This window comes from Noviherbaspirillum cavernae (genome assembly GCF_003590875.1).
Lineage (GTDB): Bacteria > Pseudomonadota > Gammaproteobacteria > Burkholderiales > Burkholderiaceae_D > Noviherbaspirillum > Noviherbaspirillum cavernae.
The window spans coordinates 195,740-215,674 of record NZ_QYUN01000003.1; the positions used below are offsets into that span (position 1 = coordinate 195,740).

Below are 19,935 nucleotides of genomic sequence, written 5' to 3' on the forward strand. Positions count from 1 at the left end.
TTTGAAGTGGTCTGCTTTAACCCATCCCCTCCCTACCTCTCTTCGTGAAAGGGAGGGAACGTGGCCGATGGTGGCCGATGGTGGCCGCGCATCGTCGCCTGCTGCTTCGCCGGATACTCATTGAACGGCAACGCATCGCATGACAACCGCAACACACGCCATGAATATCGCCGCATTGCGGCAAAGGCTTTTGATGAATCGCATTCACTCTCCACTCACACCGTGGCTGCTCCTGCTGCCCGCGATGGTGCTGCTGCTCGGCTTCACGCACTATCCGGCCGTCGCCACGATCTGGCACAGCTTCTTCTCGACGCCCAAGGGAGCCAATCCCGCGGTCTTCGTCGGCCTGGAAAACTATGCATTGATGATCGACGACCCGGTTTTCTGGCGCGTGCTCACCAACAATATCTGGTTTGCGCTCGGCACGATCCCGGTCTCGATCGCACTGGCGATCATGATGGCGCTCTGGGTCAACGACAGGCTGGCGGGACGCGGCCTGTTGCGCATGGCGTTCTTCACGCCGACCGTGCTGCCGATGATCGCGGTGGCCAACATCTGGCTGTTCTTCTACACACCGCAATACGGCCTGCTGGAACAGGTGACGCAGGCGCTCGGACTGCCCTCCCACAACTGGCTCGGCAATCCGAACACCGTGCTCGGTTCGATGATGGTGGTGGCGATCTGGAAGGAAGCCGGCTTCTTCATGATCTTCTACCTGGCGGCGCTGCAGCAGATCTCCCCGACGCTGGCCGAGGCGGCCGGACTGGAAGGCGCTTCGCGCTGGCAGTACTTCTGGCGCGTGCAGTTCCCGCTGCTGATGCCAACCACCTTGTTCGTGCTGATCAACGCCCTCATCAATTCCTTCCGGCTGGTCGATCACATCGTCGTGATGACCAAGGGCGGGCCGGACAATGCCAGCTCGCTGCTGCTCTATTACATCTATGAAGTCGGCTTCAGCTTCTGGGATTCGTCCTACGCCGCCGTGCTGACCGTGGTGCTGTTGCTGGTGCTCGCGCTCGTGGCGCTGGTCAAGTTCCGCATTCTCGACCGAAGGACTCATTACCAATGATCAATGCACAAGCCGCCAATCCGTTCGGCGAACAAAGCAAGCTGTTGGAAACCGTCGCCGCCTGGACGCTCGGGCTGCTGTGGGTGTTGCCGCTGCTGTACGCGATCTGGACCGCGTTCCATCCGGCGGAATTCGCCACGCGCTTTTCGCTGACAGCGCCCCTGAGCCTGCAGAATTTCGTCAACGCATGGCATGCCGCGCCCTTCCCCCGCTATTTCCTGAACACCTTCCTGCTCGTGACGATGATTCTCGCCGCGCAGATCGTGCTGTCAACAATGGCGGCCTACGCATTCGCCCGCTACCAGTTCCGCGGCAGCAACCTGATGTTCATGCTGGTGCTGATGCAATTGATGGTCATGCCCGACATTCTGATCGTCGAAAATTACAACACGATGAACTTGCTCTCGCTGCGCGACACGATTCTCGCAATCGGCTTGCCCTATTTCGCCTCGGCCTTCGGCATCTTCCTGCTGCGCCAGACTTTCAAGACGGTGCCGCGCGAACTGGATGAAGCCGCGACGGTGGAAGGCGCGAGCGCCTTGCAGACCTTGTGGAAGGTGTATGTCCCGCTGGCCAAGCCGATCTACCTGGCGTTCGGCCTGGTATCGGTCAGCACCCACTGGAACAATTTCCTGTGGCCGCTGATCGTCACCAATTCGGTCGAGTCGCGGCCCCTGACCGTCGGCCTGCAGGTCTTCTCATCGACCGACCAGGGCGTCGACTGGTCGATCATCACGGCGGCCACCCTGATGACATCGGCTCCGCTGCTGCTGGCCTTCCTGCTGTTCCAGCGCCAGTTCGTGCAATCGTTCATGCGCGCCGGCATTCGCTAGGAGGAACACGGATGAAACTGATCAGCTGGAATATCCAATGGTCGCGCGGCGTCGACGGCATCGTCGATCCGCAGCGCATCATCGACGACGCAAGCAAGCTCGGCGACTTCGACGTGCTGTGCCTGCAGGAGGTCGCCGCCAATTATCCGTCGCTGGCCGGCAGCAAGGGCGAAAACCAGTTCGCGATGTTCGCCGAACTGCTTCCCGGCTTCACGCCGGTGCCTGCTGCCGCGGTGGACGTTGCGGCCCCGGATGGCTCGCGCCGCTGCTTCGGCAACATGCTGCTGTCGCGCTACCCCGTGCTGCGCGTGCTGCGGCATCAATTGCCGTGGCCGCTCGATGCCGGCGTCATCAGCATGCCGCGTATCCTGATCGAGGCGACGCTGGACACGCCGCTCGGCGCAATCCGCGTCATGAATACCCATCTGGAGTACTACTCCGCGTCGCAACGGCAGCAGCAGGTCGAAGCGATCCGCACGCTCCACGCGCAAGCCTGCCTGCGCGCAACCGGCAGCCGCGTGCGCGACACGAGCGGATCGCCCTATCACGCATTTGCCGACTCCACCCGCACGATCGTGACCGGCGATTTCAATTTCCGCCCCGAGGACCCGCTTCACGCGCGCCTGCAGCAGGATTTCGACAACGGCATCCCGCGTCTGCGCGATACCTGGCAATACCTGCACGGCAATGAACCCCATCCGCACAACGTCGGCATCTACGACCGCGAGCAATGGCCGGAAGCCTTCACCTGCGACTTCATCTTCGCGAGCGAGGACCTGCTGCCGCGGGTGCGCAATTTCAAGGTCGATGGCGCAACGCGCTCATCCGATCATCAACCGCAACTGCTGGAGCTTGCATGAAACCCGTCAACCAGTTGCCGGCAGCACAGGTGACCACCGTCTTCACGGACATCGACGACACGCTGACCACCGAAGGCAAGCTTGGCGCACAGGCATACGCGGCGCTGCAGGCATTGCAGGACGCAGGACTGCGCGTCATCCCCGTCACCGGACGCCCGGCCGGATGGTGCGACCATATCGCGCGCATGTGGCCGGTGGACGGCATCATTGGAGAAAACGGTGCGCTGTACATGTGGCATGACCATGCATCGGGCAAGCTGCGCACGCGCCACTTGCTCGATGCGCCGGAGCGGGCCGGCAACGCGGCGCGCCTGGCGCAGGTCCGCGAACAGGTTCTGCGCGAGGTGCCGGGCTGCGCAGTCGCCTCCGACCAGTTCTGCCGCCAGTACGATCTCGCCATCGATTTCTGCGAAGACGTACCGGCGCTGGAGCGGGACGATGTTGATCGCATCGTCCGGATCATGGAACAGGCCGGGATGACTGCGAAGATCAGCTCGATCCATGTCAACGGCTGGTTTGGCGACTACGACAAACTGAGCATGGCGCGACTCATGATGCGCGAGCGCTACGGCATCGATCTGGGCGACGAGGAGCAGCGCGCACGCTGCGTGTTTGCCGGCGACTCGCCGAACGACGCGCCGATGTTCGCCTACTTCCCCCTGTCGGTCGGCGTGGCGAACGTACTGGCATTTTCCGATCGACTGCCGCATCCGCCGCATTACATCACGCACGATGCCTGCGGTGCCGGGTTCGCGGAACTGGCGCAGCATCTCCTGTCGGACCATGGTCACGCTTCTTAATCTGCTCTCGGCGCTGGCCCTGCTGGTGTGGGGCACGCATATCGTGCGCACCGACATCCTGCGCGTGTACGGCGCGCAACTGCGGCGCATCCTGAGCACGAGCATTACGCGGCGCGGCTATGCCTTTCTGGCCGGCGTTGGCGTCACCAGCCTGGTACAGAGCAGCAATGCCACCGCCGTCATCGTGTGCTCCTTCGTCGCGCAAGGCCTGGTCGGGCTGGCACCGGCGCTGGCGATCATGCTGGGTGCCGATGTCGGCACGGCGCTGATGACCGGCGTTCTCAGCTTCGACTTGTCGTGGATATCGCCCTTGCTGATCTTCTGCGGCGTGATGGTCTACCTCTCGCGCCGGCATACCAGCATCGGCCGTCTCGGGCGTGCCGCGATCGGCCTCGGATTGATCCTTCTCGCGCTGGAACTGATTGCCGCGGCGACGCGTCCGATGACGCAGGCCGCCGGCCTCAAGGTACTGTTTTCCTCGCTGACCGGCGACGTCATGCTGGACGCTGTGGTCGGCGCGGTATTCGCCATGCTGACCTACTCCAGCCTGGCTGCGGTGCTGCTGGCGGCGACGCTGGCCACATCCGGCGTCATTTCGCTGAAGGTGGCGCTGTGCATGGTGATCGGCGCGAACCTCGGCAGCGGCATCCTGGCATTGATCAGCGCAAGCCGGCAGAATGCCGCCGGCCGCCGCGTCGCGCTCGGCAGCATGCTGTTCCGCCTCGCCGGCGCGGCCGTCGCGCTGCCACTGATTCAGTATGCGGAAATCTGGATCGGCTACCTCAGCAGCGATGTGCGCGTCGGCGTCGTCGCTTTCCACGTGATCTACAACACGGTGCGCTGCAGCCTGCTGCTGGCGCTGGTCGGACCGATGTCCAGATTGTGCATGCAACTTCTGCCGGCATCGCCCAGGGACAGCGACGTGATTCAAGCCCGCTATCTGGACCCGGCCGCCGTTGGCACGCCGTCGCTGGCGCTTGCCAACGCCGCGCGTGAAGTCCTGCGCATCGGCGACATCATCGAGAACATGCTGGCCAGCCTGATGCTCGTCATCCGCGACAATGATCTGCTTCAGGCCAACAATGTGCGCAAGCTCGATGACGATGTCGACCGGCTCTATACGGAAGTCAAAATGTTTCTCGCCCGCGTATCGCGCGAAGAAATGAATGCCGAAGAAGTGCGGCGCTGGACCGAGATCATCACGCTGACGATCAACCTCGAGCAGGCAGGCGACATCATCGAGCGCATCGTCACCGACGTCGAAAGCAAGAAGATCGCGCCGCAACGAACGTTCTCCAGCGCCGGCATGACCGAAGTGAGCGAGTTGCATGCGCGCCTGCTGGCAAGCCTTCGCCTCGGCCTGTCGGTCTTCCTGAACGGCGACCTGAAAAATGCCCAGCGCCTGATATCCGAAAAAGAAGCATTCCGCGATCTGGAACGCACCTACGCCAAGACCCACCTGATCAGACTCGCCGGCGAAACGCAGCAAAGCATCGAAACCAGCTCACTGCACCTGGACCTGATCAGCGACATGAAGCGCCTGCATTCCCTGTTCTGCTCGACCGCCTACTCCGTACTGGACGCGGCGGGCATGCTGCACAAGAGCAGAATCAATACCGAGCAGGAAGCGGTCGTGCTGGTTGCGAATAGTGTCAGCGATGCGGCAGCAGGGGCTTTCCCGCCCTAAGTACCGACCGGCGTGCAAAGTTCGACAAGCGTTCCATCCGGACAACGCACATAGGAGACAACCTGACCCCATGGCTTGGCTGTCGGTGACGACAGTTCCGTTGCACCGGCGGAGAGCGCTTTCTCATGCGCTTTTTCGACTTCGGGTGTGACGAACGCCACCTCCATTCCGAGCGGTTGCGGCGATTCGTGCGCGGCCACATGACCGGACGGGAAGTTCATTTCTCCAAGCTGGTGCACTGCAAAGGCGAGCGTGGTTTCGCCGGTTTCCAGCTCGCCGTACGTTCCGGATTCATGAAGGAAGCGGCAGGAGAAGCCAAACGCGCGCTCGAAAAATGCGAGAGATGCCGCGACATCGGGGACGTAAATGATGGTGTAGCCGAATTTCATTTGCACGGAACTCCTTTGAATGAAGCGTAACGCCGGATTCAAGCCGAGCCGCAAAGCGGGCTCGGCTTGAATGGCTGGATGAATTTCCTCCGCCTTTCCACGTCAAGGCGGGCATGCTGTTCAACATCGGGCAGCTCGGCAGGGCCGGCAGTGCATGTCTGTCCCGCACCGATGCAATCAATGAGACGCGGTGTCAGTCTCGCACCCTGCCCTCGTTGTCGAGAAACCAGCGGTACGTGTCGCGCAAGCCGTCGTCCAGTCCGATCGAGGCCTGCCAGCCGAGCGATTTCAGACGCGACACATCCATCAATTTGCGCGCCGTGCCGTCGGGCTTGCTGCTGTCGAATGTCAGGCGTCCTGTGAATCCCGTGGTACGCGCGATGCTTTCTGCCAGTTCGCGGATCGTGCAGTCGATGCCTGTGCCGACGTTGATATGGGACAGCATTGGCCGCGTGCTGGCGGCATAGGTGGCATGATCGAGTTCCATCACGTGCACGCTGGCTGCGGCCATGTCATTGACGTGCAGGAATTCGCGCATGGGCGTGCCGCTGCCCCAGATCACGACCTCTGGCGCGCCCTGCTCGACGGCTTCGTGAAAGCGGCGCAGCAAGGCGGGGATGACATGGCTGTTCTCCGGATGGAAGTTGTCACCCTGCCCGTACAGGTTGGTCGGCATGACGCTGCGATAATCGCGCCCGTACTGCCGGTTGTAGCTTTCGCACAGCTTGATGCCGGCGATCTTGGCGATGGCATACGGCTCGTTGGTGGCTTCCAGCGTGCCGGTAAGCAGGGCCTCCTCGACCATCGGCTGCGCCGCGTATTTGGGATAGATGCAGGACGAGCCGAGAAACATCAGTTTCTGCACGCCGGAGACGTGCGCCGAATGCATCACATTGGCTTCGATCATCAGATTGGCGTGGATGAATTCCGCCGGATAGGTATTGTTGGCGTGAATGCCGCCCACCTTCGCAGCCGCGAGATACACCTGGTCGATCACCCGGCTCTCGAAGAACGCCTCGACTTCCGCCTGGCGCGTCAGATCGAGCTCGCCGCGACTGGCGGTTACGATGTTCCGGTACCCGAGATTCTTCAGGCGCCGGACGATGGCCGAACCCACCATGCCACGGTCGCCGGCCACGAAGATGCTTGCATCAAGTTCACGAATCACGGTGATTGTTCTCCACAGAGTCTGCTGGCACGCAGGAATGTCAAGGGAAGTTAATCCTATGCCAACTTTCGCACAAGCATGTGGACTTTCCTCAAATACAGGCGCATCGCGTTTCCCGCTCCGAACAAAAAACGGGAACCTGTGCGCTCCCGTTTTTCTCCTGAAACAGCTATCCGCGTATGCAGTATCACACCACGCGTATCGACTCGTCCTCGATGTAACCGCGCACGATGTCGTCGAAGCTGGCATCGCGCTGGAAGCCCAGCGCGTCGCCGCGCACGGTGGCGAAGTTGCCGGGCCAGGTATTGACGATGCGGATGATGGCCGGATCCGGCTGCCAGCGGATGCGCTTGACGACTTCCGCGCCGACGACGCGTTCCAGCGCGGCCACCATCTCGCTGACCGTGGTGGCAAGACCCGGCAGACTCAGCGCGCGACTGCTGCCGAACAGACTGCCGTCGATGTCGTGACCATGAATCAGGCTCTCGATCGCGTGGCGCGGCGACAGCAGCCACATCGGGGTTTCTGGAGCGACCGGGCAGATCGCTTCGGCACCGTTGAGCGGTTCGCGGATGATGCCACTGGCGAAGCTGGACGCGGCCTTGTTCGGCGCGCCGGGACGCACGCACACCGTCGGCATGCGCAGCGCACGGCCGTCGATGAAGCCCTTGCGGCTGTAATCGTTGACCAGCAGTTCGCCCATCACCTTTTGCGCACCGTAGGAACTCTGCGGCGTCAGCACTTGCGCATCCGGCACGACGGCCGGCAGGTCGCCGCCGAACACCGCGACCGAACTGGTGAAGACAACGCGCGGGCAATTGCCGTTCTTGCGCGCCCGTTCGAGAATCAGGCGCGTCGCATCGAAGTTGATGCGCATGCCGAGTTCGAAGTCCGCCTCGGCCTGGCCGCTGACGATGGCCGCCAGATGAAAGATGGATTGCGTCTGCGGCGTCAGCACGCTGTCGATCACCTTTTCATCGGCGATGTCGCCAGTCACGATCTGAATGCGCGGATCGTCGAAGCCCCTGGCCGGCACGACATCGAGCAATGTGATGCGCGTGATCGGTGTCTGTTCGCCCTGCGCGTTGGTCAATGTGCCGCGCTTGAGCAGTTCCCGCGCCAATCGCGCACCCAGCAATCCCGCGCCGCCTGTGATCAGTACCTGCATGATTCCCTTTCCAATTTTCAAGATGCGTCGTGCCTGTCGTATCCGCAGGCACGCCAATGAACCCGCTCCGACCGCCCTAGCGCGGCCAGTTGTGGTCCGCCGATTCAAGTTGTATGATAAGCATACATCATATATCTTTTGGCTTGTTGACCCCGCACACAAGGTCGGTGAAAAATGGCGAATGCCCCTCAATTCCGAGTCACGCCCCTGAACGCTTCGGCCACCATGCCGGAACGGGTGACGCAGGCATTGCTGGAACTGATCCGCAGCGGCGAATACCCGGCGAAGTCACGCTTGCCGTCGGAAGCGCAGATGGCCGAGCGCTTCGGTGTCAGCCGCACCGTGATCCGCGAAGCGGTATCACGCCTGAAGTCCGAAGGGCTGGTCGAGTCGCGCCAGGGCAGCGGCGTGTTCGTGCGCGAGGTCAGCCTGGATACGCCGTTCCGCATCGATCCGATGGTGGTCGAGTCGGTACAGGCGGTATTGCAGGTCGCCGAACTGCGGCGCAGCCTGGAAGCGGAGATTGCCGCACTGGCCGCCGAACGCTGCACGAAAAAGCAGATTGCGGAAATCCGCGCCGCGCTCAAGGCCATCGATGCCGATGTTGCCGCCGGCAAGGATGGCGTCGATGCGGACATGGAATTTCATCGCAGCATCGCGCGCGCAACCGGCAATCCGCATTTCGTCGCGCTGTGGGATTTCGTCGGCCAGTTCCTGAAAGGCGCGATGGCGATCACCCGTTCTCTCGAAGCGCAACAGGAAGCGACGCGCCGCCAGGTGATCGACGAGCACAAGGCGATTTACGAGGCGATCGCGAGCAAGGACCCGGAGGCCGCCCGCACAGCGGCGCGGCAGCACATGGAAATGGCATCGCAACGCATCCAGACCATGGAGCCGAAGACCAACGGCGGCAGCAAGCCGCGACGGCGCACAAGCAAGCCTCGGCAGACATGAACTGCGATGCAAGACAACAAACGAACAACGAGTAATACCGACATGACTCTCTTACTTGGCTGCATTGCCGACGACTTCACCGGCGCGACGGATCTGGCGGGCATGCTGGTGCGCGCCGGCATGCGCACCGTGCAGATGATCGGCGTGCCAACGACGCCGCTGCCGCGCGACGTCGATGCCGTGGTGATCGCGCTGAAGTCGCGCACCACGCCGCCGCGCGAGGCGGTCGAGGAATCGCTGGCCGCGTTGCAGTGGCTGCGCGATGCCGGCTGCCGGCAGTTCTATTTCAAGTACTGCTCGACCTTCGATTCCACCGATGTCGGCAACATCGGGCCCGTGACCGACGCGCTGATGACGGCGCTCGATACGCGCTTCACCATCGCCTGCCCCGCCTTCCCGGAAAACAAGCGCACGATATTCAAGGGCCATCTGTTCGTCGGCGATCAGTTGTTGAGCGACAGCGGCATGCGCCACCATCCACTGACGCCGATGACCGACTCCAACCTGGTCCGCGTGCTGCAACGACAGACGGCGCGCAAGGTCGGCCTGATCGGTCATGAGGCAATCGGCGGCGGCAAGGAAGCCATCGAGAAACGCATCCGCCAATTGCAGGATGAGGGTGTGGAAATCGCCATCGTCGATGCAATCTCGAACGATGACCTGATGCAGATCGGCGCCGCCTGTGCGGACCTGCCGCTGCTCACGGCAGGCTCCGGCATCGCGCTCGGATTGCCGCAGAATTTCCGCGCATGGGGCTTGCTCGACACGCAGTCGGCTGCCGACGCGCTGACGTATCCGGCCGGGCTGCGCGCCGTGATATCCGGCAGCTGCTCGGTGGCGACGCAGGCGCAGGTTGCGCACTTCATCAATGCGGGACGGCCTGCGTTTGCGGTCGATCCGCTGCGGCTGGCGGCTGGCGAGGACGTTGTCGCGGAAGCACTCGAATGGGCGACGCCCTTGCTGGCGGACGGCCCGCCATTGATCTATGCGACGGCCAGCCCGGCCCGCGTGAAGGCGGCGCAGGAAAGCATCGGCATCGAGCGTGCCGGCGCGCTGGTGGAGGAAGCCTTGTCCGCGATCACGCAAGGCCTGGTCGAACGCGGCGTGCGACAACTGGTCGTGGCAGGCGGCGAGACCTCCGGCGCGGTGGTGCAGGCGCTGAACGTGACGGGCCTGCACATCGGTCCGCAGATCGACCCCGGCGTGCCGTGGACGACCAGCATCGGCGAGCGGCCGCTGGCGCTGGCGCTCAAGTCGGGTAATTTCGGCACGACGGATTTCTTTACCAAGGCATGGAGCATGTTGCGATGAACGAATCGGCATTGCGTGAACACATCTGCAGCTGCGGCAAGTCGCTGTACGACCGCGGACTTGCCACCGGCAGCAGCGGCAACATCAGCGTGCGGCTGGACGACGGCTGGCTGCTGACGCCGACCAACGCCTGCCTCGGCCATCTCGATCCGGCCCGCCTGTCCAAGCTCGACTGGCAGGGCAATCTGATCTCCGGCGATCCGGCCTCGAAGGAAGCCTTCCTGCACCGCGCGATGTACGAGGAGCGCGGCAGCGCCGGCGCGATCGTGCATCTGCATTCGACCCACTCTGCCGCCGTGTCCTGCATGTCGGGGCTCGATGCCTGCGACTGCATTCCGCCGCTGACCGCCTACTTCGTGATGAAGATCGGCAAGCTGCCGCTGGTGCCGTATCACCGTCCAGGCGACCCGCAGCTCGGCGATGCGATTCGCGGCCTGGCTGGCAAGCACAGCGCGGTGCTGCTCGCCAACCACGGTCCCGTCGTCTCGGGCAAGACGCTGGAAGCAGCCATGTATGCGAGCGAAGAACTGGAGGAGACCGCCAAGCTGTTTCTGATGCTGCGCGGCCACAATCCGCGCGCGCTGAACGAAGAGCAGATCGCGGAACTCAGGCGCGTGTTCCAGCTCGATTAAATCCATTCAACGAGAAACCAAGCACCATGCCCAAGTTCGCCGCCAATCTCACCATGATGTTCAACGAAGTGCCGTTCCTGCAGCGCTTCCCTGCTGCCGCGCAGGCCGGCTTCACGGCGGTCGAATTCCTGTTCCCCTACGAGCACGGCGCCGATGAAATTGCCGCGCAACTCAAGGCCAACAAGCTGGAGAATGTGCTGTTCAACATGCCACCCGGCGACTGGACGGCGGGCGAGCGCGGCATCACCTCACTGCCGGGACGCGAAGCGGAATTCCGCGCAGGTGTGGCGAAGGCGATTGCGTATGCAAAGGCATTGGGCACGCCGCGCCTGCACGCGATGGCCGGCTTGCTTCCCGAAGGCGCGGACGCAGCGGTGCATCGCAAGGTATTTATCGACAATCTTCGCTACGCGTGCGCGGAAGCGGCACAGCACGGCATCACGATCCTGATCGAACCGATCAACACGCGCGACATCCCGCGCTACTTCCTGAACACCCAGGCCGATGCGCACGCGATCCGCGAGGAAGTCGGTGCGGACAATCTGAAGGTGCAGATGGATTTCTATCATGTGCAGATCGTCGAGGGCGACATCGCGATGAAGCTGCGGCGCTATCTGCCGCATGTCGGCCACATCCAGATCGCCGGCGTGCCGGAGCGCCATGAGCCGGATACCGGCGAGATCAACTACGCTTATCTGTTCCGACTGCTCGACGAGCTCGGCTACGACGGCTGGCTCGGATGCGAGTACCGTCCGGCGAAAGGCACGGTCGAAGGACTCGGATGGATGAAGGCGCTGTGCCCTTGATTTGCCATTCAGAGGAGATTAACCATTTCACAACATTCGCTTTTTCCGGTTTTTTGGAGATAATCCCGAGACCTCGCTTCACCCTGCACCACGATTCACCCCAACTCAAATCAATATCGAGGAGACACACATGAAGATTTACCGTTCCAGCGTCATCGCACTCGCCGTATCCGGTCTGATGTTCGGCTTCGCATCCCAATCCGCATCGGCGCAGACCGTCATGCGCATCAGCGTATCCACCGCGCAGAACTCGCATCAGGGCGTGGCGATCGATACGCTTGCCAAGGAAGTGGAAAAGCGCACCAACGGCCGCTACAAGATTCAGACCTTCTACGGCGGCGCGCTTGGCGCGGAACGCGAAGCGACCGAGGCGGTACAACTGGGCACGCAGGAGCTCACCTGGACTTCCACCGGCCCGATTCCGAATTTTGTACCGGACGTGAAGATTTTCGACGTGCCTTTCCTGTTCCGCGACTATGGCCATGCGCGCGCAGTGCTGGACGGCCCGATCGGCCAGGACATGCTGAAGAAGTTCGAGCCAAAAGGATTCAAGGCATTGGCCTGGGGCGAGAACGGATTCCGCCACATGACGAATAACAAGCGTGCAGTGAATGCTCCGGAAGACCTGCGGGGCTTGAAACTGCGCACCATGGAAAATCCGGTGCACATCCAGGCATACAAGGGCTTTGGCATCATCCCGACGCCGATGTCCTTCACCGAAGTGTTTTCCGCCATGCAGCAGGGCACGGTCGATGGCCAGGAAAATCCCTTGTCCGTCATCACCGCGAACAGGTTCGAGCAAGTGCAGAAGCATCTGACACTGACCGGCCACGTCTACTCGCCGGGCGTGTTCCTGATGAACAAGGCGGTATTCGAAAAGCTGTCGGCGGCGGATAAGCAGGCATTCCTCGACGCCGCGAAGGAAGCCGCAAAAGCGAACCGCGCACGCGTCGACGCCGACGAAAAGGTCGCTGTGAATGATCTGCGCAGCAAGGGCATGCAAGTTGTTGACAAGGTAGACAAGTCAAAATACCAGGCCGCACTGGCTCCCGTGTTTGCCGACTTTGAAAAGCAGTTTGGCAAAGCCAATCTCGACAAGATCAAAGACGTCAAGTAAATCACCGTTGACCGAATGCCCCGCTGATGCGGGGCATTCCCTTATTGAGAATCCCTATGAACAAGTTTGAAGAAGGATTCATTGCGCTCAACCGCTGGATCCTGATTGCCTTGCTGGCGGCCATGTCGGTCATCGTGTTTGCCAATGTCGTCATGCGCTACGTCACGGATGCATCGATCCCGTGGTCGGAAGAGGTATCGCGCCACATGATGATCTGGCTCACCTTCCTGGGAAGCGGACTGGTGCTGCGCAGCGGAGGCCATATTGCAATCGACAATCTGCAGGATGCCCTTGCGCCGCGATATGCGCGCGTCTTGCGCGGCATCGTGCTGCTGCTGATGGTGGCCTTCTTGTCGCTGCTTCTCTATTTCGGCTGCATCTACGTCAGCCGCACCATGGTTCAGACGACGGCTGCGACAGAGATCCCCTTCGGCTACATCTATCTGGCGATGCCGCTTGGATGCGCACTCATGCTGGTGCATCTGGCATTGATCGCGCGCCCCTGGCTGAAAAGCCGGGAATTCATCGCCGACGAAGACTTCGACGCCACGGCGAGCGCATCACTGTAGATCGGAACTGATTATGAGCATGAGTTTAATTCTGGTGATTTCCGTCTGCGTGCTGATGGCGATCGGCATGCCTGTCGCATTTGCGCTCGGCCTTTCCGCATGCATAGCGGTGCTGGCCGTCGGCCAGTTCTCGATGATCGTTGTGCTGAAGGAGACCTTCACCGGCATCGATAGTTTCCCGCTGATGGCAGTGCCCTTCTTTATCCTGGCAGCGGAACTGATGAGCGGCGGGTCGCTGACGCACGTTCTGCTGCGTTTTGCCGGACAGTTTGTCGGACACAAGCGGGGCGGCCTGGGCTACACGAACATCGTTTCGCTGACATTCTTTTCCGGAATTTCCGGCTCGGCGCTTGCCGATGCCGCAGGACCGGGTTCGATGATGATCAAGATGATGGACAAGGCAGGTTATGGCCGCGCATATGCCGGTGCACTGACCGCATCGACCGCGATTGTCGGGCCGATCATCCCGCCTTCGATCATCATGATCATCTATGGACTGCAGGATGAACGGGTCTCGATCGGGGCATTGTTTGTGGCCGGATTCGTCCCAGGCATATTGATCGCCATCGCGATGTCGGTCGTGAACTGGTATGTCTCCAACAAGCGGAATTATCGCGGCGACGGCTGCTTTCCGCCCATCAGGGAAGTCTTGCACAACACATGGACCGCCATTCCGGCCTTGCTGCTGCCAATCATCATCCTGGGCGGCATGCGGGCCGGTTGGTTCACCCCGACTGAAGCCTCCGTCGTCGCGGTCTTCTATGCGCTGATTTGCGGCAAATGGATGTATCGCACGCTGGAGTGGGAAGCGCTCCCGCACATTCTCGTGCGATCCGCGCTGCTGACATCTGCGGTACTGATCATCATCGGCTTCTCGGCAGCGTTCGCATGGATCCTGACGGTGGAACGGGTTCCTTATGCGATGGCCGAATGGATCACGCAGTTGCAGTTGTCGCCCTGGCTTCTGCTCATTGCCATCAATATCCTGTTATTGATTTTCGGAATCTTTATCGAACCGCTGCCCGGCGTAATGGTTCTCGTGCCGATTCTTGCGCCGGTTACCGCCGCCGCCGGGGTCGATCCGATTCACTTCGCGATGATCGTCATTTTCAATCTCACATTGGGCATGATTACGCCGCCAGTGGGAGGTCTGTTGTTTGTGACGTCCAATGTGGCGAAGATCCCGCTGCCCGAACTCACCCGCGAACTGAAACCGTTCCTTGTGGCGCACGCGATCGTGCTGATGCTGCTGACCTTCATCCCGTCGCTCTCGACCGGGCTGCCTCATTTGTTGGGATTCAAGTAGCCTGACTGACTTCTTGTCGGAAACACCGGCCTGTTCAGCGTCATCATTGAACAGGCCGGCATCATGCATAGCGGCTGCGAACAGCCGGCCGCGTCGCAAAGACCTCGTCATTCCGGCCGTCGCCGGAATGACGAGACGGCACAGGCTTTGCGCGCATTGCTGCGATAAAACGTGTCTTGTCTGTAAAAAGATCAAGTGCCCGCCCGCAATCGCCCTGTATGCTTTTGTCGACCACCTCCAATCTCGACAAAGGCTCGGCGATGAAATTCATCAACAGGATATTCGCGGCCGGCTATATCGCCATCATCGTGCTGTTCTTCTGTTGCGCCCTTGCCCTGATCGTGTTCGCCATTCTCGAGCTATGGCACGGGATCGGCGCGGGAGCCGATGTTCCGTTACGGGCCCGCTTCAACTCCGTCGTCGAATGCGTCGGCTTGCTCACCATCGCCGTCGCGGCGCTTGAGCTGGGGCAAATGATTCTTGAGGAAGAAGTGCTTCGAACGGCGCAGATGAGCGCGCCAACGCGGGTGCGACGGTTTCTGTCACGATTCATGGTCGTGATCATCGTGTCGCTCTCCATCGAATGCCTGGTCGCGGTGTTTCAATTCATTCACGACGATCCAATGCATCTGCCGCAGGCCTCGTCCATCGGAGTCGCTGCCGCAGTATTGCTTGCGGCATGGGGCGTGTTCGTGAAGCTGAACAAAAGCGTCGAGGAAATCGAGCCCGAGGCGATGAAGGAAGCCAAGAGCGAGGACAAGAAAGTGTCGACATGATCTCGACGCGCACTATGCGCCCGGTGACGCGCATTCCGTGTTCCGCGGAGCGTAAGATGGCCGTATGGTCACGGCGACATTCCGTTTCTATGAGGAACTGAACGACTTCCTCGCGCCCGAGCGGCGCAAGCACGAATTCGACTGCCGCTGCGCGCGCGCCGCGACCACCAAGCACATGATCGAGGCGCTCGGCGTACCGCATACTGAAGTCGAATTCATCCTGGTCAATGGCGAGTCGGCCGGCTTCGACCGCCTGCTGCAACAAGGCGACCGTGTCGCCGTCTATCCGATGTGCGAGACGCTGGATATCACGCCCCTGTTACGCGTGCGCGAATATCCGTTGCGCGTGACGCGATTCATTGCCGATGTGCATCTGGGAGGGCTGGCGCGGCTCTTGCGCATGGCCGGATTCGATACGCTTTATGAAACATATTTCCGCGACGAGGAAATTTCCGCCATCTCGGCACGCGACAATCGCATTGTCCTCACGCGCGACCGCGAATTGCTCATGCGACGGGAAATCACGCATGGCTGTTATGTGCGCGAATTGAAATCATCGCGGCAGCTGCGCGAAATTTTCGAGCGCCTCGATCTGGTCGGCAGCATGCGGCCCTTCACCTTGTGTCTGCATTGCAATACGCCCTTGCAATCCATAGGCAAGGAAAGGGCGAAGCATGTTGTTCCATCTGGCGTACTTTCCCGTTACGAGAAATTCAGCACCTGCGAGGTATGTCATGGAATCTTCTGGGAAGGGACACACTGGGAACGCATGCAAGCATTGCTCGCGGGGCTCGTGCCGCCGGCTTGAAGTGAAATCATTCCGCATGCAAGAGCGGCCGATATGTCATCGACCGTGAATGCGGCAATGATGGCCGCAGGGCAGCCAGGCTGGAGCGATGAGTGGTATGCGATTCAAAAAGCCATGCCAGTCGGCGCAGGACGTTCAAGCGTTTTGAACGCGGCACGCCGCTCAAGGGAGGCACTTGCCCGACAACGATGCCATCCGCAGTCAGGCAAGTGTTGGCATGCTACCCCTCCGTGGTCTTGACCGCCGTTGCATGAAGCGAGGATGCAGCCTGTTTCGTCTCTTTCGGCTTCCTGAGCTTCTTGAACAACGCGCCCAACTCCCCCACGATGCCCCTGCGGAAGGCCAGCACGCAGACGATGAAGATGGCGCCGGTGACGATGGTGACGGATTCGCCGATGGTGCGGAACCACTCGACATTGGTCGTCACCGCCAGCCAGTTGCCGAGGTCGCCCAGCTTGTTCTCCAGCGCGATGATCACGATCGCGCCGACGATCGGCCCGGTCAGGGTGCCGAGGCCGCCCACCAGCGTCATCAAGACCACCAGCCCCGACATGCTCCAGTGCACGTCGGTCAGCGTCTCGAAGCCCAGCACCACCGTCTTGGTGGCCCCCGCCAGCCCCGCCAGCGCCGCCGACAGCACGAACGCCAGCAGCTTGAAGCGGTCGACGTCGTACCCCAGGGAAACGGCGCGCGGCTCGTTCTCCTTGACCGCCTTCAGCACCTGGCCGAACGGCGAATGCACGGTGCGCACGATCAGCGCGAAGCCGGCCGCCGCGATCGCCAGCACCACGTAGTACAGCGTCAGGTCGTGCCCCAGATCGATGATCCCCAGCAATTTGCCGCGTGGCACGCCCTGCAGGCCGTCCTCGCCGCCGGTGGCCGGCAGCTGCAGGCACACGAAGTACAGCATCTGCGCCAAGGCCAGCGTGATCATGGTGAAGTAGATCCCCTGGCGGCGGATCGCCAGCGCCCCCATCACGAGGCCGATGGCGGCGGCCGCCGCCGTGCCGGCCAGCAGGCCCAGCTCGAACGGCACACCCCACACCTTCAGCGCATGGCCGGCGACGTAGCCGGCGCCGCCGAAGAAGGCGGCATGGCCGAACGACAGCAGGCCGGTGAAGCCGATCAGCAGGTTGAAGGCGCACGCGAACAGCGCAAAGCACAGCACCTTCATCAGGAACACCGGGTACAGGAAGAATGGCGCCGCCACGGCGGCCGCCACTGCGATTGCATATCCGACTCTCTTGTCCATCACCAACTCCCCTTGTTTCTCTCTTTGCTCATTTCTCTTTGCCGAACAGCCCGGCCGGCCGGATCATCAGCACGATCGCCATGATGATGAACACCACCGTGGCCGACAGTTCCGGGTAGAACACCCGCGTCAGGCCCTCGATCACGCCCAGCCCGAGCCCGGTCACGATCGAGCCGAGGATCGAGCCCATGCCGCCGATCACCACCACCGCGAACACCACGATGATCAGGTTGCTGCCCATCAAGGGCGAGACCTGGATCACCGGTGCCGCCAGCACCCCGGCGAAGGCCGCCAGCGCCACCCCGAAGCCGTAGGTCAGGGTCACCATCAGCGGCACGTTGATGCCGAACGCCTCCACCAGCCGCGGGTTCTCGGTGCCGGCGCGCAGGTAGGCGCCCAGTTTCGTCTTCTCGATCACGAACCAGGTGGCGAGGCACACCGCCAGCGAGGCGACCACCACCCAGGCGCGGTACTTCGGCAGGATCATGAAGCCGAGGTTGAAGGCGCCCGAGAGCGCCTCCGGCACCGAATACGGCTGGCCGGAGACGCCGTAGAAGGAGCGGAACAGGCCTTCCACCATGAGCGTGATGCCGAACGTCAGCAGCAGGCCGTACAGGTGGTCCAGCTTGTACAGCCAGCGCAGCATGGTCTTCTCGATCACGATGCCGAAGGCCGCCACCACCAGCGGCGCCAGCAGCAGCATCGGCCAGTAGCCGATGCCGAGGTAGTTCAGCCCCATCCAGGCGAGGAACGCGCCCATCATGTACAGCGCGCCATGCGCGAAATTGATCACGTTGAGCAGGCCGAAGATCACCGCCAGCCCCAGCGACAGCATGGCGTAGAACGAGCCGTTGACCAGTCCCAGCAAGAGCTGGCTCAACATCGCTTGCAGCGGAATTCCAAAGATTTCTGTCATATCGTCCTCACTACACGCCCAGCAATTCATTCAATACCGGCATCTTGTCATTCAGTTCGGATGCAGCGAAGGATTCCACGATCTGGCCGTGCTCCATCACGTAGAAGCGGTCGGCCAGCGGCGCGGCGAAGCGGAAGTTCTGCTCCACCATCACGATCGTGTAGCCCCGCGCCTTCAGGGTCGTGATCATGCGCGCCAGCGCCTGCACGATCACCGGCGCCAGTCCTTCCGAGATCTCGTCCAGCAGCAAGAGGCGCGCGCCGGTGCGCAGGATGCGCGCCACCGCCAGCATCTGCTGCTCGCCGCCCGACAGCCGCGTGCCCTGACTCATGCGGCGCTCGGCCAGATTCGGGAACATGGCGTAGATTTCCTCGACCGACATGCCGCGCTCGGTTTTCGACACCGATGGCGGCAGCAGCAGGTTTTCCTCCGCCGACAGCGAGGCGAAGATGCCGCGTTCCTCCGGGCAGTAGCCGATGCCGAGATGCGCGATCTGGTGTGTCGGCAGGTGGATCGATTCCACCCCGCCGACCTTGATCGAGCCGGTGCGCCGTCCGGTCAGGCCCATGATGGCGCGCAGCGTGGTGGTGCGACCCGCGCCGTTTCTGCCCAGCAGCGTGACGACCTCGCCCTGGTCCACGGAAAGATTGACGTCGTGCAGGATGTGCGATTCGCCGTACCACGCCTGCAGGTTGGTGATTTCGAGTGCCTTGCTCATCCGTGCGCTCCTTCCAGCGCGCCGCTGGTGGTGCCCATGTAGGCTTCCATCACCTGCGGATTGTTCGATACTTCCTCGTAGTTGCCTTCGGCCAGCAGCGCGCCGCGCTGCAGCACCGAGATGCGGTCGCAGATGCCCGACACCACGCTCATGTTGTGCTCCACCATGAGGATCGTGCGGCCTGCGGACACCTTCCGGATCAGTTCCGTCACGCGGTGCACGTCCTCGTGCCCCATGCCCTGGGTCGGCTCGTCCAGCAGCATCAGTTCCGGCTCCATCGCCAGCGTGGTGGCGATCTCGAGCGCGCGCTTGCGGCCGTAGGGCAGATCGACCGTCAGGGTGTCGGCGAAGCTCTCCAGATCGACCTCGGCCAGCAGCTGCATGGCGCGGCCGTTGAGCTGATCCAGCGTGCGTTCGCTCTTCCAGAAGTGGTAGGAGGTGCCGAGCGCGCGCTGCAGGCCGATGCGCACGTTCTCCAGCACGCTCAGGTGCGGGAACACGGCCGAGATCTGGAACGAGCGGATCACGCCGCGATGCGCGATCTGCTCCGGCTTCAGGGCCGTGATGTCGTCGCCGTTGTACAGGATCGCGCCGGCCGTGGGCGTCAGGAACTTCGTCAGCAGATTGAAGAACGTCGTCTTGCCGGCGCCGTTCGGCCCGATCAGGGCGTGAATCGAACCGCGCCTGACCTTGAGACTGACGTCATTCACGGCGGTGAACCCCTTGAATTCCTTCGTCAGGTTCCGCACTTCGAGTACGTTGGTTTGCATAGTGTAGAAATTGAAAACGACAGGAT

At 61.9% G+C, this 19,935-nt stretch carries 21 protein-coding genes; 14 read left to right on the forward strand and 7 right to left on the reverse strand.

The features are described from left to right. Nucleotides 1–193: 193 nt before the first annotated feature. The 5 genes from D3870_RS19460 to D3870_RS19480 are packed head-to-tail and all read left to right on the forward strand — an operon-like array spanning nucleotide 194 to nucleotide 5,249. Entirely contained in the window at nucleotides 194–1,069 is an 876-nt protein-coding gene (locus D3870_RS19460) for a carbohydrate ABC transporter permease (protein WP_119743148.1), read from the forward strand. Next, nucleotides 1,066–1,902, forward strand: a complete 837-nt coding sequence (locus tag D3870_RS19465) for a carbohydrate ABC transporter permease (protein WP_119742660.1) — start codon at nucleotides 1,066–1,068, stop codon at nucleotides 1,900–1,902. The genes D3870_RS19460 and D3870_RS19465 overlap by 4 nt, the downstream gene beginning before the upstream one ends. Nucleotides 1,903–1,913: 11 nt before the next feature. After that, nucleotides 1,914–2,762: an endonuclease/exonuclease/phosphatase family protein gene (locus tag D3870_RS19470; protein ID WP_119742662.1), complete on the forward strand. Its 849-nt coding sequence runs from the start codon at nucleotides 1,914–1,916 to the stop codon at nucleotides 2,760–2,762. Continuing rightward, nucleotides 2,759–3,562 (forward strand): HAD family hydrolase, encoded by an 804-nt coding sequence (locus D3870_RS19475; RefSeq protein ID WP_119742664.1) that lies wholly within the window; start codon nucleotides 2,759–2,761, stop codon nucleotides 3,560–3,562. The genes D3870_RS19470 and D3870_RS19475 overlap by 4 nt, the downstream gene beginning before the upstream one ends. Beyond that, a complete protein-coding gene (locus D3870_RS19480; RefSeq protein WP_119742666.1) occupies nucleotides 3,546–5,249 on the forward strand; it encodes a Na/Pi cotransporter family protein in 1,704 nt (567 codons plus the stop codon). Before D3870_RS19475 ends, D3870_RS19480 begins: the two co-directional genes overlap by 17 nt. Here D3870_RS19480 and D3870_RS19485 read toward each other — a convergent pair. From D3870_RS19485 to denD, 3 genes are all read right to left on the reverse strand, one after another. Next, the gene (locus tag D3870_RS19485) at nucleotides 5,246–5,638 is read right to left on the reverse strand and encodes a VOC family protein (protein ID WP_119742667.1); all 393 of its coding nucleotides are present in this window, start codon (nucleotides 5,636–5,638) and stop codon (nucleotides 5,246–5,248) included. The genes D3870_RS19480 and D3870_RS19485 overlap by 4 nt on opposite strands. Before the next feature lie 193 nt (nucleotides 5,639–5,831). After that, entirely contained in the window at nucleotides 5,832–6,806 is a 975-nt protein-coding gene (gene fcl, locus D3870_RS19490; protein ID WP_119742669.1) for a GDP-L-fucose synthase, read from the reverse strand. 187 nt (nucleotides 6,807–6,993) lie between these two features. Next, a complete protein-coding gene (denD, locus tag D3870_RS19495) occupies nucleotides 6,994–7,974 on the reverse strand; it encodes a D-erythronate dehydrogenase (RefSeq protein WP_119743149.1) in 981 nt (326 codons plus the stop codon). 174 nt (nucleotides 7,975–8,148) lie between these two features. On the opposite strand from denD, the gene D3870_RS19500 reads away from it, so the two are divergent. The 9 genes from D3870_RS19500 (at nucleotide 8,149) to D3870_RS19540 (ending at nucleotide 16,253) form a co-directional block, all read left to right on the forward strand. Continuing rightward, nucleotides 8,149–8,928: a FadR/GntR family transcriptional regulator gene (locus D3870_RS19500; RefSeq protein ID WP_119742671.1), complete on the forward strand. Its 780-nt coding sequence runs from the start codon at nucleotides 8,149–8,151 to the stop codon at nucleotides 8,926–8,928. A gap of 42 nt (nucleotides 8,929–8,970) precedes the next feature. Then, nucleotides 8,971–10,239 carry a 3-oxo-tetronate kinase gene (gene otnK / locus D3870_RS19505; protein ID WP_119742673.1) on the forward strand — a complete coding sequence of 423 codons (1,269 nt, stop codon included), beginning with the start codon at nucleotides 8,971–8,973 and terminating at the stop codon, nucleotides 10,237–10,239. Further along, nucleotides 10,236–10,871, forward strand: coding sequence for a 3-oxo-tetronate 4-phosphate decarboxylase (gene otnC, locus D3870_RS19510; protein WP_119743150.1), 636 nt, complete (start codon nucleotides 10,236–10,238; stop codon nucleotides 10,869–10,871). The genes otnK and otnC overlap by 4 nt, the downstream gene beginning before the upstream one ends. A gap of 26 nt (nucleotides 10,872–10,897) precedes the next feature. Next, a complete protein-coding gene (gene otnI, locus D3870_RS19515; protein WP_119742675.1) occupies nucleotides 10,898–11,677 on the forward strand; it encodes a 2-oxo-tetronate isomerase in 780 nt (259 codons plus the stop codon). A gap of 178 nt (nucleotides 11,678–11,855) precedes the next feature. Then, nucleotides 11,856–12,794: a TRAP transporter substrate-binding protein gene (locus D3870_RS19520; RefSeq protein WP_422879680.1), complete on the forward strand. Its 939-nt coding sequence runs from the start codon at nucleotides 11,856–11,858 to the stop codon at nucleotides 12,792–12,794. Between the two features lie 56 nt (nucleotides 12,795–12,850). Continuing rightward, on the forward strand, nucleotides 12,851–13,363 hold the full coding sequence (locus D3870_RS19525) for a TRAP transporter small permease (protein WP_119742679.1): 513 nt from the start codon (nucleotides 12,851–12,853) through the stop codon (nucleotides 13,361–13,363). Nucleotides 13,364–13,382: 19 nt separating this feature from the next. Further along, complete coding sequence (locus tag D3870_RS19530; RefSeq protein ID WP_119743151.1) at nucleotides 13,383–14,669, forward strand: TRAP transporter large permease; 1,287 nt, start codon at nucleotides 13,383–13,385, stop codon at nucleotides 14,667–14,669. A gap of 218 nt (nucleotides 14,670–14,887) precedes the next feature. Further along, the gene (locus D3870_RS19535; RefSeq protein WP_242490108.1) at nucleotides 14,888–15,445 is read left to right on the forward strand and encodes a hypothetical protein; all 558 of its coding nucleotides are present in this window, start codon (nucleotides 14,888–14,890) and stop codon (nucleotides 15,443–15,445) included. A 64-nt stretch (nucleotides 15,446–15,509) separates the two neighbouring features. Next, a complete protein-coding gene (locus D3870_RS19540; RefSeq protein ID WP_119742681.1) occupies nucleotides 15,510–16,253 on the forward strand; it encodes a Mut7-C RNAse domain-containing protein in 744 nt (247 codons plus the stop codon). Nucleotides 16,254–16,473: 220 nt separating this feature from the next. On the opposite strand, the gene D3870_RS19545 is transcribed toward D3870_RS19540, so the two are convergent. Genes D3870_RS19545 through D3870_RS19560 form a run of 4 tightly spaced genes read right to left on the reverse strand, consistent with a single transcriptional unit; the run spans nucleotide 16,474 to nucleotide 19,909 of the window. Continuing rightward, nucleotides 16,474–17,505, reverse strand: a complete 1,032-nt coding sequence (locus D3870_RS19545; protein ID WP_119742683.1) for a branched-chain amino acid ABC transporter permease — start codon at nucleotides 17,503–17,505, stop codon at nucleotides 16,474–16,476. A 28-nt stretch (nucleotides 17,506–17,533) separates the two neighbouring features. Then, nucleotides 17,534–18,421, reverse strand: a complete 888-nt coding sequence (locus D3870_RS19550; protein WP_119742685.1) for a branched-chain amino acid ABC transporter permease — start codon at nucleotides 18,419–18,421, stop codon at nucleotides 17,534–17,536. 10 nt (nucleotides 18,422–18,431) lie between these two features. Continuing rightward, the gene (locus D3870_RS19555) at nucleotides 18,432–19,139 is read right to left on the reverse strand and encodes an ABC transporter ATP-binding protein (protein ID WP_119742687.1); all 708 of its coding nucleotides are present in this window, start codon (nucleotides 19,137–19,139) and stop codon (nucleotides 18,432–18,434) included. Continuing rightward, entirely contained in the window at nucleotides 19,136–19,909 is a 774-nt protein-coding gene (locus D3870_RS19560; RefSeq protein WP_119742689.1) for an ABC transporter ATP-binding protein, read from the reverse strand. Before D3870_RS19560 ends, D3870_RS19555 begins: the two co-directional genes overlap by 4 nt. Nucleotides 19,910–19,935 lie beyond the last annotated feature (26 nt).